Raw genomic sequence first — 21616 nt, forward strand, 5'->3', positions numbered from 1 at the left:
CGTCCCCCGACCGGGTCCGGCATCACCCGGAGTGAGCAACCCGGCCACTCGCGGAGCCGCGGCCGGAGGCCCTACTCGACGCCGGCGTAGCTGTGCAGGCCGGTCGACACCATGTTCACGTAGAGCAGGTTGAAGACCATGACGCCCAGGCCGACGACGTTGACCCACGCGGCGCCCTTGCCGCGCCAGCCGGCCGTCGTGCGGGCGTGCAGGTAGGCGGCGTAGACGACCCAGGCGATGAAGGCCCACGTCTCCTTCGGGTCCCAGCCCCAGAAGCGGCCCCACGCGCTCTCCGCCCAGATCGCGCCCGCGATGACGGCGAACGTCCAGATCGGGAAGCCGAAGACCGCGGTGCGGTGGGCCAGCCGGTCGATCGCGGCGGGGGCCGGCAGCCGGTCCAGCAGGCTCCCCCGCTCGGCCGTGCCCTCGGCGACGCGGGCGTCGTGGCGCAGCCGCAGCAGGTACATCACGCTGGCGATGCCGCTGACGAAGAAGATGCCGAAGCCCAGGATCGCCGTCGTGACGTGCACGGCCAGCCAGCTCGAGCGCAGTGCCGCCACGAGCGGCCCCGCCTCCGCGTAGAGGAAGAGCCCGATCGCGACCATCGCCAGGACGACGGGGGCCATCACGAACACCCCGAGGTGGCGCAGCACCGGCCGGCGCACCGCGAGGACCGCGAACGAGACCACCGCGACGAGCACCACGGCGGTGGCGAACTCGTACATGTTGCCCCAGGGCAGCCGGTCGGTGGCCAGCCCGCGGAACAGCAGCACGCCGGCGTGGGTCAGCGCCCCCAGCACCGTGAGGACCATCGCCGCGATGCCGTAGCGGCGGACGGCCGGCGGCTCGGCCGCCGGTCCCTCCGGAGCCGCCGGGGGCTCGGCCGCCGCACCCGCGCCGACCAGCTCGCGGGCCGCGGCGGGGCGCCGGCCGAAGGCCAGCTGGGCGCAGAAGGCGACCACCGCGAGGGAGTACAGGCCGACGCTGACGGAGAACAGGGCGTCCGACAGCTCGGCGAGGGTCGTGTCGACGGTCACGGGGTGGGGACCTCCGGGTCCGGGGAGACCCCGCCGGCCGGCGGGGTCGGGCGTGCGGGAGCACGGGCGGAGAGCGCGGCCCGGAGCTCGTCGGCGAGGCCGGCGAAGCGTTCCCCGCCCTCACCGCCGCCCCGCGTCAGCGAGCCGACGGTCAGGACGGTACCGCCGCCGCCCGGGGCGGCGGTGGGGCGGGCGAAGACGCGCTCGCGGCGCAGCAGGAGCATCCCCAGCAGCCCGACGAGGACGGCGATCGCGGCACCGAGCACCCAGACCTGGCCCGGGTCGTGGGACAGCTGCAGCGCGGCGAACTCGTCGTAGCCGGTGAAGGTGATGGCGGTGCCGTCTGGCAGCGTCAGGGTCTCGCCGAGGGCGAGGTTGGCCGAGCCCACCTCGTTCAGGGCGCCGCGGGCGATCTGCTCCTGGTCGATGGCGTAGACCGACTGCGGGCGGCCGGTGTCCAGGCCGAGGTAGCCCTGGTAGGCGATGAGCGCGACCTGCGGCTCGAGCGGGCGCGGGTCGATGCTGGTCAGGATCCCGCCTTGGACGACCCCGGTCGGGGCGAAGAAGCCCTGGAGCGCCAGCTGCGGCTGGTCGGCGCCGAGGTCGGGCAGCTTGACCGCGCCCTCGCTGGCCATCGTCGACGGGTTGGTGGGGAGGAACGGCGCCGAGACGTCGAGGGGAGGCTGCCCGTCCGGCGTGGTCACGGTGAACCGCGGCGCGTAGCCGTGCCCGGTCAGGTAGACCCGGTCGCCCTCGGTGCGCAGCGGGTCGTTGACGCCGATGGTCTGGGGCGTGCCCTCCTCGCCGGGGCCGCCGTAGCGGATGTCGGCGGTGAACGACGAGGCGGTCAGGTTCTCCTCGTACTCGGCCTGGAAGTCCTCGAGGTCGACGCACAGCGGGCTGAGGTCGTTGCCCTCGACCAGCGGGCCGGCGGAGTAGGTGTCGTAGTTCTGGAAGCTGTTGCAGAACCCGCCGCCCTCGACCACCAGGACGCTGCCCTCGTAGCCCCAGAGCTTCCCGCCGGCCAGCGCGAGCAGCAGCGCGACGAGGGAGAGGTGGAAGACGAGGTTGCCGGCCTCCTTGAGATAGCCCTTCTCCGCGGAGAGCTCGGGGCCGGCCGCCGTCTGGCGGCGGACGACGCGGAAGCGCCGGACCCGCAACTCCTCCTCGACCACGTCGAGGGCCGCCGCGTCGTCGAGACGCGTCTGTAGCCCGGCCGAGTCCGGCAGCCGCAGCAGGTTCCGGGGGGCCGGCGGCGGCGGCGTGCGCAGCGCGCGGAAGTGCTCGGCGGCCCGCGGCAGCACGCAGCCGACGAGCGAGATGAACAGCAGCAGGTAGACCGCGGCGAACCACGGCGAGCTGAAGACGTCGAACAGGTACAGCCGGTCGAGCACCGGCGCGAGCGTCGGGTGGTCGGCGAAGTAGCGGGCGACGTTGGTCTGCGACAGCGAGCGCTGGGGCAGCAGCGAGCCGGGGATGGCGGCCAGCGCCAGCAGGAACAGCAGGATGATCGCCGTCCGCATGGCGGTGAGCCGGCGCCACCAGCGCACCCACAGGTTCCAGGCCCGGCGGCCGGCGGACGGCCGGGCCGGCGGCGGGCTCGGCGCCGCGGCCTCGCGCGGCGGCGCGGTGACCGTCACAGGGACGACCCGATGCCGGTGGACGCGGCCCAGGAGCGCAGCCAGTCCATCATCTCGCCCCACGCGCCGGTGACCAGCAGGACGCCGACCAGCACGAGCAGCCCGCCGCCGACCTGCGTGACGGCTCGCGCGTGCCGGCGCAGGAAGGAGGTGGCCCCCAGTGCCCAGCGGGCGCCGAGCGCGACCAGCACGAAGGGCACCCCGAGGCCGACGCAGTACGCCACCGAGAGGAACGCCCCGCGGCCGGCGGTCCCCTCCGAGTACGCGAGGGTGAGGACGGCACCCAGCGTCGGGCCCAGGCACGGCGTCCAGCCCAGCCCGAAGACGACGCCCAGCAGCGGGGCCCCGACCAGGCCGGTGGCCGGCCGCAGCGCCAGTCGCTTCGTGCGCTGCAGCAGGGGCAACCAGCCGAGGAAGCCCAGCCCGACGAGGATGACGACGACGCCCATGACCCGGGTGATGACGTCCTGGTGCACCAGCAGCAGCCGCCCGAGGCTGCCCGCCGCGGTGCCGAGGGCGACGAAGACCGCGCTGAAGCCCAGCACGAACAGCAGGGCGCCGAGGACCATCTGGCGGCGGCCGGTGCGCTCGTCGACCGCGGTGGCCGTCGCGGTGCCGCCGCCCGCGCCGGCCGCCTCGGCACGCCGGTCACCGGTCCCGGCGAGGCCGGCGACGTAGGAGAGGTAGCCGGGGACGAGCGGGAGCACGCACGGCGAGGCGAAGCTGATCAGCCCGACCAGTGCCGCGACGGCCGCGGCGACGAGCAGCGGGCCGTCGGTGACCAGGCCGCTGAAGGTGTCCCCCACCTCAGCCCTCCTCGATCAGCTGGTCGACCACCGCGCGCAGGTCCTCCTGCGAGATCTGGCTGGTGTAGACGGCGGCGACGCGGTACTCGCGGTCCAGCACGATGGTGGACGGGACGGCGTTGGCCGGGTAGTCCCGGAACGCCAGCGCCACCTCCCCGCGCGGGTCGTAGACCGACGGGAACTCGATGCCCTTGGTGTCGACGAAGGCCTGGGCCAGCTGTTCGGGGTCCTTGACGTTCAGCCCGACGAACTGGACGCCGGCGTCGCGCACCTCGGCGTAGACCTCCTGGAACTCCGGCGTCTCCACCCGGCAGGGCGCGCACCACGATCCCCAGAAGTTGAGGACGGCGACGTCGCCGTCCAGCTCCGCGGAGTCGAAGTCCCCGCCGCCCAGCAGGTCCCCGGTGAACTGGGGCGCGGTGGCCCGCTCGTCCTCCGGGATGACCTCGCCGAACGGCGTGCCGGCCTCGAAGCGGAACTCCCCGCCGTTGTTGACGTCGACGGCCGAGCCCTCGCCGGTGGTGCACCCGGCGGCGAGCAGGAGGCCGCCCAGCAGGGCGGGGAGCAGGCGCCTCATGCGCCGGGGACCGCGTCGGGGTCGGTGGCACCGGCGGGCTCGGCGTAGGTGACGCCGGCGAACCGGTCGCCCTCGTAGGTCACCGAGGTGACGCTGGCCAGCGCACACTGCCGGCGACGCGGGTCGTGCACGAAGCTGCGGCCCTCCAGGTGCAGGCGCAGCGTCCAGATCGGCAGCTGGTGGCTGACGCAGACCGCCGCGGAGCCGCGGGCGGCGTCCCGGGCGGCCTCGACCGCGGCGAGCATCCGGGCGGCGATCTCCACGTAGGGCTCGCCCCACGAGGGCCGGAAGGGGTTGCGCAGCTTCCACCAGTGCCGGGGGTCGCGCAGCGCGCCGTCGCCCACGGCGACCCGCAGCCCCTCGAAGTCGCTGGCGGCCTCGATCAGCCGGTCGTCGGTGGTGATCGGCAGGCCGAGCGCCTCGGCGATGGGGGCCGCGGTCTGCTGTGCGCGCTCCAGCGGGCTGGCGACCAGGTGGGTGATCGGCGGGTCGGCGGCGACGCCGGTGAACCAGCGCGCGGCATCCCGGGCCATCTCCTCGCCCGCCTCGGACAGCCGGTACCCGGGCAGCCGGCCGTAGAGGACCTTCGAGGGGTTGAAGACCTCTCCGTGCCGGAGCAGGTGGACGACGGTCGTCTCGCTCATCAGGTGCTGACCTCGCTCGGGTCCTGGCCGGTCGCCCGCGGTGCGTCCTCCGGGGTGGCCTCCGCGGCCGCGCGCGCGGCGGCGGGGAGAGCCTCCAGCACGTGCTCGACAGCGGCGTCGTCCAGAGCGGCGCTGACGAACCACGCCTCGAACGCCGACGGCGGCAGGTACACCCCGCGGGCCAGCATGGCGTGGAAGAACGCGGTGTAGCGGAACGTCTCCTGGCTGCGGGCGTCGTCGAAGTCGCGCACCTGGCGCTCGTCGGGCACGAAGAACACCGAGAACATCGAGCCGGCCTGCTGCACCCGGTGCGGCACGCCGGCGGCGAAGAGGGCGGCGCTGGCGGCGCCCCGGAGGGTCACGGCGACCTCGTCGCAGCGGGCGTAGACCTCGTCGGTGCACAGCCGCAGTGTCGTCAACCCGGCGGCGACGGCGACCGGGTTCCCGGACAGCGTGCCCGCCTGGTAGACCGGCCCGGTCGGGGCGAGCTGGGACATCAGGTCGGCCCGGCCGCCGAACGCCGCGGCCGGCAGGCCACCGCCCATGACCTTGCCGAAGGTGAAGAGGTCGGCGTCGACCGGGTCGAGGCCGTACCAGCCCGACCGGGACACCCGGAAGCCGGTCATGACCTCGTCGAGGACCAGCAGCGCACCGTGCTCGGCGGTGATCCGGCGCAACTCGGAGTTGAAGCCCGACAGCGGCGGGACGACGCCCATGTTGCCCGGCGAGGCCTCGCTGATCACGCAGGCGATGTCGGCGCCCCGCTCGGCGAAGACGGCCTCGACCGCGGCGACGTCGTTGTAGGGCAGCACCACGGTGTCGGCGGCCGCGCCGGTGGTGACGCCGGGGGTGTCGGGCAGGCCGAGGGTGGCCACGCCGGAGCCGGCCGAGGCGAGCAGCGCGTCGACGTGGCCGTGGTAGCAGCCGGCGAACTTGACGACCAGCCGCCGGCCGGTGGCACCGCGGGCGAGGCGGACGGCCGACAGGACGGCCTCGGTGCCGGAGTTGACCAGCCGCACCCGCTCGACCGGGGGCATGCGGGCGATGATCTCGTCGGCGAGGTCCAGCTCCCCCTCGGTGGGGGCGCCGAAGGAGGTACCCCGGCGGGCGGCGGCGGTGATCGCCTCGACCACGGCCGGGTGGGCGTGGCCGAGGATGAGCGGCCCCCAGGAGGCGACGAGGTCGACGTAGCGGCGGTCGTCGGCGTCGGTGATCCAGGGGCCCTGCCCGGAGGCCATGAAGCGGGGGGTGCCGCCGACGGCACGGAAGGCGCGGACCGGGCTGTTCACCCCGCCCGGGGTCACGCGCTGCCCGCGGGCGAAGAGCTCGGCGGAGACCGGGGCCTCGTACGGGTAGCGGGAACCGTCCAGCGAGGTCACGGGCCCAGTGTCCCCTCTGTTCCTGACAGGCCGGGTGTGGGCCCCGTCCCATCGGCGCCGGCCTCCCCGGGTGCGGCGGCCAGCAGCGCCCGGGTGAGCGCGGACGGGTCGCGGGTCGGCACGAGCACGGTGCGCCCGTCGGTCAGCCGCAGCGGCAGACCCGTGCGGCCGCTGGGCAGCGACCAGCCACCGCCGAGGATCGGTGCGCCCGCGTCGACGCCGGCCTCACCCCCCGGGACCGCGCGCAGGTGGGCGGTGTCGACGTCGGCCAGGAGCACCCGCTCCCGCCCGACGGACAGCGCCGGCCGGGCGTCGTCGCCGCCGGCGTCCGGTCCGGTCACCCGGACCGTCCAGACGCGGGCGGCCGACAGCGCCCCGGCGGCGACGATGCCGAGGACGACGAGCACGGCCAGCGCCCACAGCAGCGGCGGCACGTCGGGCCCGGGCAGCACCAGGTCCATGACCAGCAGCACCGCCAGCGCCCCGGCGACCAGCCAGAACGCCCGCCAGGAGCCCCCGGGCTCGACGTACTCCTCGGTCATGACCTGCCCCGGCGCCCGGGTCAGCGACGCAGCAGGCGGGCGGCCTCGACCGCCCAGTAGGTGAGCACGGAGCCCGCGCCGGCCCGCCGGATCGCGGTCAGCGTCTCGAGGATGGCCCGCTCGCGGTCCACCCAGCCGTGGGCCGCCGCGGCCTCGACCATCGCGTACTCGCCGCTCACCTGGTACGCGCTGACCGGCACCCGGACCTCGTCGGCGACCCGGGCGATGATGTCCAGGTAGGCCAGCGCCGGCTTCACCATCACCGCGTCGGCACCCTCGGCCAGGTCCTGCGCGACCTCGCGCAGCGCCTCGTCGGCGTTGGGCGGGTCCATCTGGTAGGTCGACCGGTCGCCGAACTGCGGCGCTCCCTCGGCGGCCTCGCGGAACGGGCCGTAGAAGCAGGACGCGTACTTGGCGGCGTAGGCCAGGACCGGCAGCTCGGTGTACCCGCCGCCGTCCAGCGCCCGGCGGATCGCCGCGACCTGGCCGTCCATCATCCCGCTGGGGGCGATGACGTGCGCCCCGGCCTGGGCCTGGGCCAGCGCCACCGCGGCGTACCGGTCCAGCGTCGGGTCGTTGTCGACCACGCCCGCGGGGGTCACGACGCCGCAGTGCCCGTGGTCGGTGTACTCGCACAGGCAGAGGTCGGCCATGAGCACGAGCTCGTCGCCGAGGTCGGCCCGCAGCTGCTGCAGCGCGACGTTGACCACGCCGTCGGCGGCGTCGGCCTGCGTGCCCAGCGGGTCCTTGTCGGCGGGGATGCCGAAGAGGATCAGCCCGCTGATGCCGGCCTCGGCCGCCTCGTGCGCGGCCTTCCGCAGCGAGTCCTGGGTGTGCTGGACGACGCCCGGCATCGAGCCGATCGGCTGCGGCGAGTCGAGGCCCTCCTTGACGAACACCGGCAGCACGAGATCGGCCGGCGACAGCCGCGTCTGCGCGGTCAGCCGCCGCAGCGCGGGCGTCGACCGCAGTCGACGCCCGCGCGCGAAGCCCGGGTTCGCTCCACCGGCGGAGGTCACTTGGAGTCGCCTTCCTCCCGGCGCGCCTCGGCGAACGCCGCGAGCGCGTCGACCAGCGGGCCGACCGCGGCGGTCTCGGGCTGCACGTCGACGCGCAGGCCGAACTCCGCGGCGGTGGCCGACGTCTGCGGACCGATCACCGCGACGACCGTCTTGGCGTGCGGCTTGCCGGCGATGCCGACCAGGTTGCGCACGGTGCTCGACGAGGTGAAGCACACCGCGTCGAACCCGCCGCCCTTGATCGCCTCGCGGACCGCGGCCGGCGGAGGCGCCGCCCGGACGGTGCGGTAGGCGGTGACGTCGTCGATCTCCCAGCCGCGCTCCTTGAGCCCGGCGGCGAGGGTCTCGGTGGCGATGTCGGCCCGGGGCAGCAGCACCCGGTCGATCGGGTCCAGGACGTCGTCGTACTCGGGGAAGTCCGCGAGCAGGCCCTCGCTGGACTGCTCACCGGAGGGCACGAGCTCCGGCACGATGCCGAACTCCCGCACCGCCGCGGCGGTCTGCTCGCCGACGCAGGCCACCTTCACGCCGGCGAAGGCGCGGGCGTCGAGGCCCAGCTCGGCGAACTTCTCGCGCACGGCCTTCACCGCGTTCACGGAGGTGAACACGATCCAGCCGTAGCGGCCGGTGACCAGGCCCTTGATCGCCCGGTCCATCTGGGCGGGGCTGCGCGGCGGCTCGACGGCGATGGTCGGCACCTCGACCGGCACCGCTCCGTAGGCACGCAGCCGCTCGCTCATGTCGCCGGCCTGGTCCTTCGTGCGCGGCACCAGCACCCGCCAGCCGAACAGCGGCCGGCTCTCCCACCAGGAGAACTTGCCGCGCTTGTCCACGACCGCGCCGACCGTGGTCACCACGGCGCCGGTGAGCGCGTCGAGACCGGCGGTCTTCTCGGCGACCGCGGCGAGCTTCGTGAGCACGCTCTTCTGGTCTGTGGTCGACCCGGCGGCCGTGACGACGACGGGGGTGGTCCCGGGCAGGCCGCCCTCGACCAGCCGTGCGGCGGCGTCGGGGAGGTCGGCGGCGTCGCCGGTGAGCACCAGCGGCGCGCCGAGACCGTGCGCGGCGGAGCCGAGCGCGGCCAGGTCGGCGGTGCCGCGCAGCTCCGCGGTGAGCGTCGTGCCACCGAGGGCCACGCCGGCGAACGCGGGGACCGCCGAGGCCGGGGCGACCCCGGGCACGACGTCGAACGGCACCGAGGTGCGGCCGACGGCGAGCACCTCCTTCACCACCGCGTCGGAGGTGAACGGGTCGCCGGCGACCAGCCGGACGACGGTGTCGCCCTTCTTCGCCGCGGCGACGGTGGCCTTGGCGATCTCGTCGGGCTCGCCGGTCGCCGTCGTCGGCTCGAGGTCCGGCCGGCTCTCGCGGACCGCGGCGGTCACCGCCGGGGCCACTCCTGCGTCGACGACGAGGACGTCTGCCTCGCCGATCGCCGCGGTCGCCCGGGCAGTCAGCATGCCGGGGTCGCCCGGGCCTGCGCCGACGAAGACGACCGTGCCGGCCGCTCCGCCGCTCTGCTTGCGGAAGCGCGTCATCGCGTGCTCCTGTTCCACTTCACTTGAGAGCCCCTCCCGGGGCTCGTTCTGGGGTCTGGGTGGCCGGGCAGCGGTGCCCGGCGGGGGGAGGTCGTGTGGGGGCTCACCGGGAGGCGGCCATCAGCTCGGCCGCGCCGCGGTCGAGCAGGTCGGCCGCGAGCTCGCGGCCCAGCCGTTCGGCGTCCTCGGCCGGGCCGGTGACCGAGCCGCGGACGCCGTCGCTGCCGTCCAGCGCGGTCACCGACGCGCGCAGGAACAGCTCGGGGCCGTCCTCGCCCTCGGCCACCTCGGCGTAGGCGGCGACCGGCGCGCTGCAGCCGGCCTCGAGTGCGGCCAGCGTGGTCCGTTCGGCGCGTACGCAGGCCCGCGTGACGGCGTCGTCGAGCGGGGCGAGGAGCCGGCGGGTCGCCTCGTCGTCGGCCCGGCACTCCACGGCGAGCGCCCCCTGCGCCGGTGCGGGCAGCACCTGCAGCGGGTCGAGGGTCTCGGTGATCGCGTCCAGCCGGCCGAGGCGGGTGAGGCCGGCGCGGGCCAGGACGACGGCGTCGAGGTCTCCCGGCACGACCCGCGCCATGCGGGTGTCGACGTTGCCCCGGATCGGCACGACCTCGAGGCCGAGGCCGAGGGCGCGCAGCTGGGCCACCCGGCGGGGCGCACCGGTGCCGATGCGGGCGCCGGCGGGCAGCTCGCCGAGGGTCAGGCCGTCGCGGGCGACGAGCGCGTCGCGCGGGTCCTCCCGCGGCGGGACGGCGGCCAGCACCAGCCCGGGCTCGGGCGCGGTGGGCAGGTCCTTGTAGCTGTGCACCGCGACGTCGACGGTGCCCTCGTGCAGCGCCTGACGGATCGCGGTCACGAAGACCCCGGTGCCGCCGAGCTGCGCGATCGCCGCGGCGGAGCGGTCGCCCTCGGTGCTGATGTGCACCAGCTCGACCGGGACCCCGGTGGCTGCGGTGATGGCGTCGGCCACGTGCCGGGACTGCGTCGTCGCCAGCTGGCTGGCGCGGGTGCCCAGGCGCAGCGTCGTGGTGCGGGTGGCGGTCACGCCGTCCCCCCGAACTCGTCCGGGTCCACGGCGACGGCCTCGGCCAGCCGGCCCCGCTCGGCCGGGACACCGGTGTCGATGCCGAGGCCGAACAGCTCGCGCAGGGCGTCGGCGTAGTCGACCCCGCCCGGGGTGCTCGCCAGCTCCTTCACCCGGACCGTCGGCTCGTGCAGCAGCTTGTCCACGACCCGGCGGACCGTGCGGGCGATCTCCGACCGGGCCCGCGCGTCGAGGTCGGGCAGCCGGGTGGACAGCCGCAGCAGCTCGGCGTCCACCACCTCCGCGGCCTGGCTGCGCAGGGCCGACACGGTCGGCGCCACGGCGGCGGCCTGCCGCTCGGCCCGCAGCAGCGCGGTCTCGGCCTCGATCAGCGCATGGGCGGCGGCGATGTCGTCGCGGGCGACCGCACCGGCCAGCGAGGTGTCGTGCGCGGCCGTGCGCTCCCCCTGGAGGAGCGCCAGGTCGACGACGTGCACCCCGGGGAGCCCGGCGACGGCCGGGTCGACGTCCCGCGGCAGCGCGAGGTCGACGACGGCCAGCGGCCGGTCGGCCCGCCCGCGCATCGCGCCGGCGACCGCGTCGGTGCCGACGACGAGCCCGGTGGCCCCGGTGCAGGTGAGCAGCACGTCGGCCGCGGCGATGGCGGCCGGCAGGTCGTCGAGGGCGGCGGTCGAGCCGTCGACGGCGGCGGCCAGGCGGGCCGCGGACTCCGGCGTCCGGCTGGCCACGGTCACCCGGGCGCCGCGGCGGGCGAGCGTGGCGGCCGCGAGCGCGCCCATCGAGCCGGCGCCGACGACGAGCGCCCGGCGGCCCTGCAGCGACCCGATCCGCTCCTCGGCGTGGTCGAGGGAGACCGACACGAGGGATGCCCCGGCCTTGTCGATGCCGGTCTCGGAGTGGACCCGCTTGCCGACCCGCAGCGCGTGCTGGGCCACCGGGTGCAGCTCCCGGCCGACCGTGCCCTGGTCGCGGGCCAGGGCGTAGGCGTTGCGCAGCTGGCCGAGCACCTGGGTCTCGCCGACGACCATCGAGTCGAGCCCGGCGGCGACGGTGAACAGGTGGGCGACGGCCTGGTCCTCGTAGTGCACCGTGACGTAGGGCGAGAGCTCCTCGACGGTCGCGCCGGCCTGGCGGGCCAGCACCCGGCTCACCTCGGTGACGCCGCCGTGGAAGCGGTCCACCTCTGCGAAGACCTCGACCCGGTTGCACGTGGCCAGGACGATCGCCTCGCTCACGTGGTCGTTGCCCACCAGCTCGTGCAGCGCCTTGACGGTGTCGTCGGAGGTCATCGCGAACTGCTCGAGCAGCGAGACGGGTGCGGTCTGGTGGCTGATGCCGACGGCCAGCAGGCTCATGCCATCCCCCCGACGGCCGGGACGCGCGCGTCGCTGCCGGTGTCCCGGCCGGCGTCCCTGCTGGTGTCCAGGAACGCCAGCACCTGCAGTTCGACGGAGAGGTCGACCTGGCGGACGTCCACCCCGGCGGGCGCGGTCAGCGTGACCGGCGCGAAGTTGAGGATGCTGCGGACGCCGGCCGCGGTCAGCCGGTCGCAGATCTCCTGGGCGACCTCGGCGGGGGTGGCGATGACGCCGATGGTCGCCGCCGTCCCCGTGACCACGTCGTCGAGCTCGGTCAGCGCCAGCACGGGGCGGCCGCCGATCACCTGCCCGATCCGCTGCGGCGAGCTGTCGAACAGGCCGACGAACTCGAAGCCGCGGCTGCCGAACCCGGCGTAGTCGGCCAGCGCGGACCCGAGGTTGCCCAGGCCGACGAGCACGCAGGCGCGGGAGCGCTCGACGCCCAGGACGCGGGCGATCCGGTCGCGCAACCCCGCCACGTCGTAGCCGACGCCGCGCACGCCGCAGGGGCCGAGGTGGGAGAGGTCCTTGCGCAGCCCGGCCGGGTTCACGCCGGCGGCACCGGCCAGCTCACCGGAGGAGACGCTGGCCCGGCCGGAGTCGGCGAGGCCGCCGAGCACCCGGAGGTACACGGCCAGGCGGGCCACGGTGGCCTCCGGGATCCGGGGCCTCGACGGGTTCACGGGGACTGTCTCCACAGCGGGCGCGCCGTCGCACCCGGCAGCTGCCGGGACGGGACGGACGACATCGGGTACCGGACGCAGACGCCGACCGGCGCGGCCCACGTTAACCGCTTGTGAACGCAGGAACAAAGTCGCCGCCAGGCGCCCGGGCCGCTGGGCAGCGCAGATGCCGGTCCCTGTGGTGAGGACCATAGGGACGAACCCCCGAAGGAGTTCAGAGACCGAGGTCGCGGCGCAGCCGGGGGAGGTCGACGGTGAAGTAGGAGTGCTCCCGCCCGTCGAGCAGCAGCACCGGCACCCGGTCGCCGTACTCCGCCTGCAGGTCCGGGTCGGCGTCGACGTCCACGGGGACGACGGCCAGTCCGGCCGCCGCGGCCACCGGTACGAGCGCCTCGGCGGCCGCCTCGCACAGGTGGCAGCCGTCCCGGACGACCAGCTGCAGCCGGGCCGGGTCAGTCACGGCTCAGTGCCTCCGACCCCTCGGCGGGCTCCTCGCCGGCCCGGGTGAGCCCGAGCTCGCGGAGACGGGCGCGGCTCACCTTGCCGGTGAGGGAGTGCGGGAGCGTGGCCAGGAAGTGCACCGAGGTGGGCACCTTGTAGCGCGCCAGCGACGACGCCGCGTACTCCTGCAGCTCCTCCAGCGTCGCGGAGGTGCCTGGCTCCAGGACGACGACGGCGCGCACGGCCTGGCCGGTGCGGGCGTCGGGGACGCCGATCACCGCGCTCTCCCGCACCGCGGGGTGGGCGTCGAGCACCCGCTCCACCTCCGCGGGGTAGACGTTGAAGCCGCTGACGAGGATCAGGTCGCTGCGCCGGTCCACCAGGTGCAGGTCGCCGTCGTCGTCGCGATAGGCCAAGTCGCCGGTGGCCAGCCAGCCGTCGGCGTCCGGACCGTCGGCGCCGTCGGGCCAGTAGCCGGAGAAGAGGTTGGCCCCGCGCACCCAGATCTCGCCGGGGCCCTCGTCCCCGACCTCCTCCACCGGTCCGGCCGGGTCGGTGCCGTGGGTCGCGGTGTCGCGCAGCTGGACCTCCACACCGGGCAGCGGGCCACCGATGCAGGCCGGCTTCGACCGGCCCGTGGCCAGGGTGCTGGCCACCACCGGGCACGCCTCGGTCAGGCCGTAGCCCTCGTGCACGCGGATCGCGGCCCGTTCGCGCATCGCCGTCCAGACGTCCTCGGGCAGCGGTGCCGCGCCCGAGGAGGCCAGCCGCACCGCGGCGAACGCCCGCCGCAGCACGGCGTCCCCGTCGGCGTCGGCGACGGCCAGCCACGCCTGGTACATCGGCGGCGCGCCGGGGACGGCGGTGACCTGCTCGTCGGTCATCAGCGCCAGCGCCGCCCGCGGCTCGAAGGCCTCCATGAGCACGGCGCAGGCGCCGGTGGCGGCGACCAGGCCGAACCCGGCGTTGAGCCCGTAGACGTGGAACAGCGGGAGGACGAGGAGCACGCGGTCGTCGGAGCGGACCGGCGGCGGGTCCATCGCGAGGCACTGCTCCTGGTTGGCGCGCACCGCGGCGGTGGTCAGCATCGCGCCGCGCGGCCGGCCGGTGGTGCCGCTGGTGTAGGCGAGGAAGGCCAGTCCGTCGGGATCGGGCTCGACGTCCGGCGGGGGGCCGTCACCCTCCGGCGGCCCGGGGGAGACCGGCACGCCGGCGATCGGCGCCCGCTCCCCGCGGGTCACCAGCAGGACGGCGCCGGAGTCGGTGAGCACGTGCTCGAGCTCCGGGTCGGTGTAGGCGGTGTTCACCGGGACGACGACGAGCCCGGCCCGCAGGGCACCGAGCGTGGCCCGCAGCCAGGCGACGCCGTTGGGCAGCTGCACGGCCACCCGCTCCCCCGGCGTCAGCCCGCGGTCGGCGTAACCGGCGGCCGCGCGGTCGACCAGCGCGTCGAGCTCGGCCCAGGTCAGACGGGTGTCCCCGGCGACGACGGCGGGCGCGTCCGGACGGTCCTGCGCGGCGCTCCGGACCAGCGCGGCGAGCGAGGGCGGTGCTCCTGACACTGGGCATCTCCTCCGGTGGCGCGCGGATGTCCACTCTCGGGAGGGACACCCGCAGGGGGCGGCTCCCCGGGTCGCGTGGACGGGCTCTCGCGATGTTGTCACCATGTGACGAGCACCGCAGCACCCGCGCGGCCCCCGGACGGGGCGCGCCGCGGACGAGCCGGTCCCCATCCACCAGGGCAGACGAGGAGGTCGACGCCGCGCATGGCCTCCTCCCGACCCCTGGACGAGCGGTCCGCCGCCGTCCCGGAGGGGGCCGCAGGGCTGGCGCCCGTGCCCCGCCGGCCGAGCCCGCGACCCCGGCCCACGCCGCATCCCCGGGTGAGCGGGGAGGACGCCGCGCGGGCGGTCCGCCCGCCCGACGTGGCGGCCACCGTCCCGGAGGCCGAGCCCGAGGACGCGGTGCTGGCCGAGGAGGTCGCGGCGTTCGCCGACGCCCTCCCCGACGACCAGGTCGACGTCTGGGGCCTGGTCGCGCAGGCCCAGCAGGGGGACGCCGAGGCGTTCGGCCGGCTCTACGACCACTACGTGACGATGGTCTTCCGGTACCTCTACCACCGCGTCGGTGACCGGGCCCTCGCCGAGGACTTCACCAGCGAGACGTTCGTGCGGGCGCTCCGCCGGATCGACTCGCTGTCCTTCCAGGGCCGGGACGTGGGCGCCTGGCTGGTCACCATCGCGCGCAACATCGTGCGGGACCACGTGAAGAGCAGCCGGTACCGGCTGGAGGTCACGACGGCGGACATGCGCGACGCCGACCGGACGACCGAGGGCCCCGAGGACGCCGTCGTCTCCCGGCTCACCTCCGAGCAGCTCCTCGCCTGCGTCCGGCAGCTCGGCAGCGAGCAGCAGGAGTGCATCTCGCTGCGCTTCCTGCAGGGGTTGTCGGTGGCGGAGACCGCCGCCGTGATGGGCAAGAAGGACGGCGCGATCAAGGCCCTCCAGCACCGGGCGGTCCGCCGGCTGGCGAGCCTGCTCCCGGACGGTCTGCGGTGACCGCGGCCACGAGCGGGGGAATCTCGCTGGTTACCCGCCAGTACCCCGTAACGGCGCCCCGGGAGGCGTCGTTGGTCGTCCTGATGCGGGTCCCGGACGGTCGGACCCGCCGGGGTCCGGGGGGTTCGCGATGAGGACGGAGGACGGTGCCGTGCCCGCGCACTCCCGTTCCGCCGTCGCGCGCGACCGGGACGAGGCGGTCGTCACCCGGCTGCAGAGCCTCAGCACCGCGCTGGACGACGAGCCGGGCGCCGACTTCCGTGCCGCGACGCGGGCCCGGCTCGTGGCCATGGCGGCGGTCCGGTCCCCCGAGCCCGCTCGGCCCGGCCTCGCGCGGCGCCTGCTCCGGAGCCGCACCCCGGAGGCGCCGCGGTCGCGCTGGCGGACCCGGCTCACCGCCGGGCTGGCCGGCGGTGCCCTCGCCGTCAGCGCGCTGGGCGCGCTCGTCGCCCTGTCCGCCGATGCCCAGCCGGGGGACCTGCTGTACCCGCTGAAGCGGGGCACCGAGCAGACCCAGCTCGCGCTGGCCGGCGACGACCGCGGGCTCACCCTGCTGCAGTTCGCGAGCACCCGGCTCGACGAGCTGGGCGCGGCTCCCGACGACCCCGCCCTCGTGGTCCAGACCCTCGCGACGATGGACGCCCAGACCACCGAGGGTGCCGCGCTGCTGGTCGGCTCGGCACTGGGATCGGGGTCCGCGGCCCCGGTCCAGCAGCTGGCCGAGTGGAGCGAGGACCAGTCCGCCGAGCTGGCCGGGCTGCAGCCCACGCTGCCCCCCGCCACGGTCGGCGCGGCGCAGGCGTCGCTCGAGCTCCTGGACGCCGTCGACGCCCGCGTCGCCGCGGTGGAGGCCGCGCTCGGGTGCGCCACCGTCCCGCCCAGCCGGGGCAGCGACGACCTGGGACCCGTCCCGGGGGTCTGCGAGCCCGTCGTCGTGGCGCCGTCCCCGGGCGGCACCGCGGCGACCGACCCGGCGCCCCCGACCGGTCAGCAGTCGACGCCGGCGGCGCCCACGGCTCCGGCCGGGCCCGGCGGCGGGACGACAGCCCCCGCCCCAGCCCCAGCCCCCGACGCGGGCTCCGGGGTCGGCAGCGGGACCGGCTCCGTCCCGTCCACGGCTCCGTCGGTGCCGGCGCTGCCGCTGCCTCTGCCGGGCACCGGGAGCGGCGGCAGCCAGCCGCTGCCGACGCTCGCCGCGCCCACCCCGACCGCCGCACCGACCTCGGCGAGGCCCCCGCTCATCGACCTGCCGCTGCCCTGCATCCTCGGACTGCTCTGCACACGATGAGCTGAGTCACCGGAGGAGGCCCACTAGGGTCGAGGGCGAGCGTCTGCCGCATCCGGCGGCGGGTTGACGAGCCCTGGAGGTCGACCGTGCCGGTCCTGCCGTTCCGCGGCCGACGGGTTCCGGAGAACCCGGCTCCCGGCGACGAGTCCCCCGCGGTGGTGGCCGGCGCCGCGTCCGCCGCCGCGGCCGACGTCGAGCCGCCGCCGGCCGTCGTCCCGGACAACACCGCGGCCGCGTTCTTCGACGTCGACAACACGATGATGATGGGCGCGTCGCTGTTCTGGTTCGCCCGCGGCCTGGCCGCCCGCAAGTACTTCACCGCGCGCGACCTGGCGCTGTTCGCCTGGCAGCAGGCCAAGTTCCGGATGGCCGGCAACGAGAGCGCCGACGACATGCACACCATCCGCGAGAACGCCCTCGCCTTCGTCACCGGCCGGCCGGTCAGCGAGATCATCGAGGCCGGCGAGGAGATCTACGACGAGCTGATGGCCGACCGCATCTGGGCGGGCACCCGGGTGCTGGCCCAGAAGCACCTGGACGCCGGCCAGCGGGTGTGGCTGGTGACGGCGACGCCCGTCGAGCTGGCCAGCATCATCGCCCAGCGGCTCGGGCTCACCGGGGCGCTCGGCACCGTCTCCGAGGTGAAGGACGGCCGGTACACCGGGCGGCTGGTCGGCGAGATGATGCACGGTGAGGCGAAGGCGGAGGCTGTCCGGGCGCTGGCCGAGCGCGAGGGGCTGGACCTCTCCCGCTGCACCGCCTACAGCGACTCGTCCAACGACCTGCCGATGCTCACGCTCACCGGGACCGCGGTCGCGGTGAACCCGGACACGGAGCTGCGGGCGGTGGCCCGCTCACGGGGGTGGCAGATCCGCGACTTCCGGACCGGCCGCAAGGCCGCCAAGATCGGGCTCCCGGCGCTCGGCGCGGCGGCACTGTCCGGTGGAGTGGTCGGCGGCGCCCTCGCGATCCGCCGGCGCAACCAGCCCCCGCCCCCGGTCGCGCCCCCCAAGCGCCTCCGATTCTTCTGATCGTCGGCCTCCGGCCGACACCGCGGCCACGAGCCGTCCCCGACCTGCGCTGAGCGCTTCCCCGCCCCTCGTCGGGGGACCCTCCGGGCCCCCGCTCCTCGGGACACCGGTGGTCACCTCGCGTCACGCGATTCCGAGCCGTCCCCCCGTTGACGGCCGCGCCCGCGAGTCCTCCTCGGGGAACCCTCCGGGTCCCCCTCGTCGGACTCAGCCGAAGACGGAGGCGCGCTTCAGGAGGAGCTGGTACAGCGACTGCTGGATGGTCTCGCGCACCTGGTCGGTCAGGTTGAACACGAGCATCGGGTCCTCGGCGGCGGCCGGCCCGTAGGACGCGGTCTCGATGGGCTCGCCGAACGCGATGAGCCACTTCGACGGCAGCGGCACCAGGCCGAGGGGCCCCAGCAGCGGGAAGGTCGGGGTGATCGGGAGGTAGGGCAGCCCGAAGAGCCGCGCCGCCGTCTTGGCGTTGCCCAGCATCGGGTAGATCTCCTCCGCCCCGACGATGGCGCACGGGACGATCGGCACACCGGTGCGCAGAGCCGCTGTGACGAAACCGCCCCGGCCGAACCGCTGCAGGGTGTACCGGTCGCGGAAGGGCTTGCCGATCCCCTTGAAGCCCTCGGGGAAGACGCCGACGAGCTCGCCACCGGTGAGCAGCCGCTCGGCGTCCTCACTGCAAGCCAGCGTCGCGCCGAACTTGCGGGCCATGGCGCCGATGAACGGCATCTCGAAGACCAGGTCGGCGCCGAGCAGCCGGAACCGGCGCTGCGCCGGGTGGTCGTCGTGCAGGGCGACGGTCGTCATCAGGGCGTCGACCGGGATGGTGCCGGAGTGGTTCGCGACGACGAGAGCGCCGCCGGTCTGCGGCACGTTCTCGACGCCGTGGGTCTCGACCCGGAACCACCGGTTGAACAGCGGCCGCAGCATGGGCAGCAGGACGTGGTCGGTGAGGTCGGGGTCGAACCCGAACTCGTCGGTCGCGTACTCCCCCGTGAGCCGGCGCTGCAGGAACTCCAGCGTCTCGGTGAGCTGCTGGTCCCAGCTCGGTGCGGACGACGGCGGGACGTGCGGCTCGTCGTCGTCGGGCCGCAGCGGGATGACCCGCGCCTCAGGCATCGCGCACCGCCCGCAGCCCGGGCGCCGGCGGAGCCGGCCGCAACCGCTCCCCCACCGACGCAGCGGTGTGCCCGAGCCGCCCGATCAGCCGCTCGGCGCGGCCCGCAACCCCCGCCACGAGGTCGGAGGAGACCACCGGGGAGACCGTCCGCGCGTAGTCGGCCAGCGCCTCCTCGGTGCTGTACCGGGGCGTGTAGCCGAACTCGTCGCGCAGCACCGAGGTGTCGACGACGCGGCCGAAGTTGAGGAAGCGCATCTGTTCCGGGGAGTAGTCGATGAAGCCGAACCGGCGGGTGAGCCGGCCCAGCGACCCCAGGGTCGGCGAGGGCAGCGGCGCCTGGAGGCGGCCCAGCCGGCGGATCACCTGGGAGAGCAGCAGCGTCCCGTCGCCGCCGACGTTCACCGTCCCGGCGAAGTCGCCGGTGGTCGCGCGGGTGAGGACCGCCAGGGCGTCGTCCTCGTGCAGCAGCTGCACGCGGGCGTCGTAGCCCAGCGCCGTGGGGACGACGGGCATCCGCAGGAAACCGGTCAGCAGCGAGTCGATCCGCGGCCCGATGAAGTTGGTGAAGCGCAGCACGGCCACGCCCACGTCCGGGCGGCGACGGGCGAAGGAGCGGACGTAGCTCTCGATGTCGAGGCTGTCCTTCGCGAAGCCACCGGAGGGTACCCGGCGAGCGGGCATCGACTCGGTGAAGACGGCGGGATCACGCGGGGAGGCGCCGTAGACGGCGCTGGTCGACTTCAGCACCAGCCGGCGCACCGAGGGCGCCCGCTGGCACGCCGCCAGCAGCTGCATCGTGCCGATGACGTTGAGTTCCTTCATCGGCCCGCGACCCCCGGACCCGGCCGGGGTGGAGCTGATGTTCATGTGCACGACGGTGTCGACCGACGCCGTCGTGATCACCTTGCCGATCAGCGGGTTGCGGATGTCGGCGCGGACGAACTCCGTGCGACCCAGCCGGCGCAGCATCTCGGCCGACGGGGGGACGGTGTCCACCCCGATCACCCGCCCGACGGCGGGATCGGCTGCGAGCTCGGCCGCCAGCGCACCACCGAGCCACCGGCTGACACCGGTGACCAGGACGACCGCAGGCGGCACGAGCGTCAGCTCACTTCTTGTTGCGACGCTGCACGCGGGTCTTCTTCAGGAGCTTGCGGTGCTTCTTCTTCGCCATCCGCTTGCGGCGCTTCTTGATGACCGAACCCATGGTCTGTGCTCCTGAGGTCTGCTGGTACGGCGCCGCGACCGGAGGTCGAGAGCGCCGCGTGGGGTGATCAGCTCGTGCGCGACCCTGCGAGGGCGCACCCCCGAGCCGCATCGAGCCGAGAGTACCCGGCACCCCCGCGGCGACGTTGCCGCGGGAGCCGGAGACACCCCGTGCGGGCCAGGTGCCGACCAGAGCACCCGTCCCGTGGTCCCGCCCTGGGGCGGGGTCGCGATCAGGCGATGTCGGTGTAGGCGTCGCGCAGGTAGTCCTGCACGGCGCGCTCCGGCACGCGGAAGGACCGGCCGACGCGGACGGCGGAGAGCTCGCCGGCGTGGACGAGGCGGTACACGGTCATCTTGGAGACCCGCATCATGCTGGCGACCTCGGCGACGGTCAGGAAGGTGACCGACGCGCGGGGGGCGGGAGCGACCGGGCGGCCGACGGGCATGGCGGCCGGGTGCTGCGGGCCGACGGGGCGGGCCATCGTGGCGGCCGAGATCGGCCGGCCGACGGGCCGCGGGGCCGGCACACCCTGGCGGGGGGCGGCGTAGTGAGCGGCGTGACGCTGCTGGGGCATGGTCATGACTTCGTCTCCGGACTAGCACGTATCGGGCGCCGGCTTCCCCACCGACTACGGGACACGCACGTGCTGACACAGAGAGTAGGGGGGCCCGCGTGACAGATGCGACGTATGAAACGGACATGCGGACCGCTCCGTACTGGGCAGAATTGCACCTATGTAGCTCTGTCGACATGTGCCCCGGGCGCGTCGCGCGGATCGTGACCGCGACACGCCCTGCAGTGAGCCTCCGATGCCCGGCGCAGTCGCTAGCTTGAGGGGTTGGCCGCGCCCAGTTCCCGCGACCGGGCCTGTGCCGCCTCGGCCGCCGAGGCTAGCGCCGCACGGACGCCGTGGCGCTCCAGCTCCCGGATCGCCGCGGCCGTCGTCCCGCCCGGGCTGGTCACCGCCTCGCGCAGCGTCACCGGGTGCTGGTCGGAGTCGCGCAGCATCACCGCGGCGCCCACCGCCGTCTGCACGACCAGGTCGGTCGCCAGGGCGCGGGAGAGCCCGAGCAGGACACCGGCGTCCACCAGTGCCTCGACGACGTAGAAGAAGTAGGCGGGCCCGCTGCCCGAGAGCGCGGTGACGGCGTCCTGCTGCGCCTCCGGCACCCGGCGGACCGCACCGACGGCGGCCAGCAGCTCCTCGGCCTCGGCCAGGTGCTCCTCCCCGGCGTGCGCACCGGCCGAGACCACGCTCATGCCCTCGCCGACCAGGGCGGGGGTGTTCGGCATGACGCGCACGACCGGGACCCCTGCCGGCAGCGGCGCCTCGATCCGGGCGGTCGGGACGCCCGCGGCCACGGAGACCACCAGGTGGCCGTCGTCGACCGAGCCGGCCACCGCTGCCAGCACCGCGTCGACGTCCTGCGGCTTGACCGCCAGCAGCAGCACGCGCGACCGCACGGCCGCCTCGGCCAGGCCGACGACCTGTACGCCGTAGCGGGAGACGAGCTCGGCCGCGCGCTCCTCGCTGGACTCGCAGACCACGACGTCCGCGGCGCCCCGGCGGCGCACGAGGCCGGCCAGCAGCGCCTCGCCCATGCGGCCGCCGCCGACGACGGCCACCCCGGTCCGCCCCCCGATCGCTCCGCCCAACGCCTGCTCTCCCTCGCTCGTCACGCGCCGAACCGTAGCCGGGAGGGCCG

22 protein-coding genes are annotated in these 21616 nt (G+C 75.3%); 3 read left to right on the plus strand and 19 right to left on the minus strand.

What is annotated here, in order from left to right; all coding sequences use genetic code 11:
* Positions 1-71: 71 nt before the first annotated feature.
* The 14 genes from ccsB to N555_RS0121450 form a co-directional block, all read right to left on the minus strand.
* On the minus strand, positions 72-1037 hold the full coding sequence (gene ccsB / locus N555_RS0121385) for a c-type cytochrome biogenesis protein CcsB (protein ID WP_029433532.1): 966 nt from the start codon (positions 1035-1037) through the stop codon (positions 72-74).
* Positions 1034-2677, minus strand: a complete 1644-nt coding sequence (locus N555_RS0121390) for a cytochrome c biogenesis protein ResB (protein WP_029433533.1) — start codon at positions 2675-2677, stop codon at positions 1034-1036. The genes ccsB and N555_RS0121390 overlap by 4 nt, the downstream gene beginning before the upstream one ends.
* Positions 2674-3483, minus strand: coding sequence for a cytochrome c biogenesis CcdA family protein (locus tag N555_RS0121395; RefSeq protein WP_029433534.1), 810 nt, complete (start codon positions 3481-3483; stop codon positions 2674-2676). The genes N555_RS0121390 and N555_RS0121395 overlap by 4 nt, the downstream gene beginning before the upstream one ends.
* A gap of 1 nt (position 3484) precedes the next feature.
* Entirely contained in the window at positions 3485-4060 is a 576-nt protein-coding gene (locus N555_RS0121400) for a TlpA family protein disulfide reductase (protein ID WP_029433535.1), read from the minus strand.
* Positions 4057-4704 (minus strand): histidine phosphatase family protein, encoded by a 648-nt coding sequence (locus N555_RS0121405; RefSeq protein WP_029433536.1) that lies wholly within the window; start codon positions 4702-4704, stop codon positions 4057-4059. The genes N555_RS0121400 and N555_RS0121405 overlap by 4 nt, the downstream gene beginning before the upstream one ends.
* On the minus strand, positions 4704-6083 hold the full coding sequence (hemL, locus tag N555_RS0121410; protein WP_029433537.1) for a glutamate-1-semialdehyde 2,1-aminomutase: 1380 nt from the start codon (positions 6081-6083) through the stop codon (positions 4704-4706). Before hemL ends, N555_RS0121405 begins: the two co-directional genes overlap by 1 nt.
* Entirely contained in the window at positions 6080-6625 is a 546-nt protein-coding gene (locus N555_RS0121415) for a hypothetical protein (RefSeq protein ID WP_029433538.1), read from the minus strand. Before N555_RS0121415 ends, hemL begins: the two co-directional genes overlap by 4 nt.
* 20 nt (positions 6626-6645) lie before the next feature.
* Complete coding sequence (gene hemB / locus N555_RS0121420) at positions 6646-7644, minus strand: porphobilinogen synthase (protein WP_029433539.1); 999 nt, start codon at positions 7642-7644, stop codon at positions 6646-6648.
* Positions 7641-9182, minus strand: a complete 1542-nt coding sequence (locus tag N555_RS0121425) for a bifunctional uroporphyrinogen-III C-methyltransferase/uroporphyrinogen-III synthase (protein WP_029433540.1) — start codon at positions 9180-9182, stop codon at positions 7641-7643. Before N555_RS0121425 ends, hemB begins: the two co-directional genes overlap by 4 nt.
* A gap of 103 nt (positions 9183-9285) precedes the next feature.
* Entirely contained in the window at positions 9286-10224 is a 939-nt protein-coding gene (gene hemC, locus N555_RS0121430; RefSeq protein WP_029433541.1) for a hydroxymethylbilane synthase, read from the minus strand.
* Positions 10221-11579, minus strand: coding sequence for a glutamyl-tRNA reductase (locus tag N555_RS0121435; protein WP_029433542.1), 1359 nt, complete (start codon positions 11577-11579; stop codon positions 10221-10223). The genes hemC and N555_RS0121435 overlap by 4 nt, the downstream gene beginning before the upstream one ends.
* Positions 11576-12265 carry a redox-sensing transcriptional repressor Rex gene (locus N555_RS0121440; RefSeq protein ID WP_029433543.1) on the minus strand — a complete coding sequence of 230 codons (690 nt, stop codon included), beginning with the start codon at positions 12263-12265 and terminating at the stop codon, positions 11576-11578. The genes N555_RS0121435 and N555_RS0121440 overlap by 4 nt, the downstream gene beginning before the upstream one ends.
* Before the next feature lie 214 nt (positions 12266-12479).
* A complete protein-coding gene (locus tag N555_RS0121445; RefSeq protein WP_029433544.1) occupies positions 12480-12725 on the minus strand; it encodes a glutaredoxin family protein in 246 nt (81 codons plus the stop codon).
* The gene (locus tag N555_RS0121450) at positions 12718-14268 is read right to left on the minus strand and encodes a class I adenylate-forming enzyme family protein (RefSeq protein WP_029433545.1); all 1551 of its coding nucleotides are present in this window, start codon (positions 14266-14268) and stop codon (positions 12718-12720) included. The genes N555_RS0121445 and N555_RS0121450 overlap by 8 nt, the downstream gene beginning before the upstream one ends.
* Before the next feature lie 321 nt (positions 14269-14589).
* On the opposite strand from N555_RS0121450, the gene N555_RS0121455 reads away from it, so the two are divergent.
* From N555_RS0121455 to N555_RS0121465, 3 genes are all read left to right on the plus strand, one after another.
* Positions 14590-15264 carry a sigma-70 family RNA polymerase sigma factor gene (locus N555_RS0121455; RefSeq protein WP_231503072.1) on the plus strand — a complete coding sequence of 225 codons (675 nt, stop codon included), beginning with the start codon at positions 14590-14592 and terminating at the stop codon, positions 15262-15264.
* 151 nt (positions 15265-15415) lie between these two features.
* On the plus strand, positions 15416-16552 hold the full coding sequence (locus tag N555_RS27090) for a hypothetical protein (RefSeq protein WP_051684321.1): 1137 nt from the start codon (positions 15416-15418) through the stop codon (positions 16550-16552).
* Positions 16553-16638: 86 nt separating this feature from the next.
* Positions 16639-17583, plus strand: a complete 945-nt coding sequence (locus tag N555_RS0121465; RefSeq protein WP_081866398.1) for an HAD family hydrolase — start codon at positions 16639-16641, stop codon at positions 17581-17583.
* Between the two features lie 207 nt (positions 17584-17790).
* Here the strand turns inward: N555_RS0121465 and N555_RS0121470 are convergent, their stop codons facing one another.
* The 5 genes from N555_RS0121470 to proC all read right to left on the minus strand — a co-directional run bounded on the left by N555_RS0121470 (position 17791) and on the right by proC (position 21590).
* The gene (locus tag N555_RS0121470) at positions 17791-18699 is read right to left on the minus strand and encodes a lysophospholipid acyltransferase family protein (RefSeq protein WP_029433549.1); all 909 of its coding nucleotides are present in this window, start codon (positions 18697-18699) and stop codon (positions 17791-17793) included.
* Positions 18692-19798, minus strand: a complete 1107-nt coding sequence (locus N555_RS0121475; protein ID WP_029433550.1) for an NAD-dependent epimerase/dehydratase family protein — start codon at positions 19796-19798, stop codon at positions 18692-18694. The genes N555_RS0121470 and N555_RS0121475 overlap by 8 nt, the downstream gene beginning before the upstream one ends.
* A 10-nt stretch (positions 19799-19808) precedes the next feature.
* A complete protein-coding gene (locus N555_RS27565) occupies positions 19809-19907 on the minus strand; it encodes a 30S ribosomal protein bS22 (protein WP_012854759.1) in 99 nt (32 codons plus the stop codon).
* A 232-nt stretch (positions 19908-20139) separates the two neighbouring features.
* Complete coding sequence (locus N555_RS29290; RefSeq protein WP_029433551.1) at positions 20140-20355, minus strand: helix-turn-helix domain-containing protein; 216 nt, start codon at positions 20353-20355, stop codon at positions 20140-20142.
* 380 nt (positions 20356-20735) lie between these two features.
* Positions 20736-21590 (minus strand): pyrroline-5-carboxylate reductase, encoded by an 855-nt coding sequence (proC, locus tag N555_RS0121490; protein ID WP_231503074.1) that lies wholly within the window; start codon positions 21588-21590, stop codon positions 20736-20738.
* Positions 21591-21616: the final 26 nt, after the last annotated feature.

Source organism: Blastococcus sp. URHD0036 (assembly GCF_000701365.1).
In the GTDB taxonomy this organism is placed as follows: Bacteria; Actinomycetota; Actinomycetes; order Mycobacteriales; family Geodermatophilaceae; genus Trujillonella.

Bases quoted from the DNA above. Each gene is read 5' to 3' on its own strand.
- N555_RS29290 (WP_029433551.1), bottom strand. From the start codon at position 20,355: ATGCCCGTCGGCCGCCCGGTCGCTCCCGCCCCCCGCGCGTCGGTCACC.
- N555_RS0121425 (WP_029433540.1), bottom strand. From the start codon at position 9,182: ATGACGCGCTTCCGCAAGCAGAGCGGCGGAGCGGCCGGCACGGTCGTC.
- N555_RS0121405 (WP_029433536.1), bottom strand. From the start codon at position 4,704: ATGAGCGAGACGACCGTCGTCCACCTGCTCCGGCACGGAGAGGTCTTC.
- N555_RS0121470 (WP_029433549.1), bottom strand. From the start codon at position 18,699: ATGCCTGAGGCGCGGGTCATCCCGCTGCGGCCCGACGACGACGAGCCG.
- N555_RS27565 (WP_012854759.1), bottom strand. From the start codon at position 19,907: ATGGGTTCGGTCATCAAGAAGCGCCGCAAGCGGATGGCGAAGAAGAAG.
- N555_RS0121400 (WP_029433535.1), bottom strand. From the start codon at position 4,060: ATGAGGCGCCTGCTCCCCGCCCTGCTGGGCGGCCTCCTGCTCGCCGCC.
- N555_RS0121435 (WP_029433542.1), bottom strand. From the start codon at position 11,579: ATGAGCCTGCTGGCCGTCGGCATCAGCCACCAGACCGCACCCGTCTCG.
- N555_RS0121415 (WP_029433538.1), bottom strand. From the start codon at position 6,625: ATGACCGAGGAGTACGTCGAGCCCGGGGGCTCCTGGCGGGCGTTCTGG.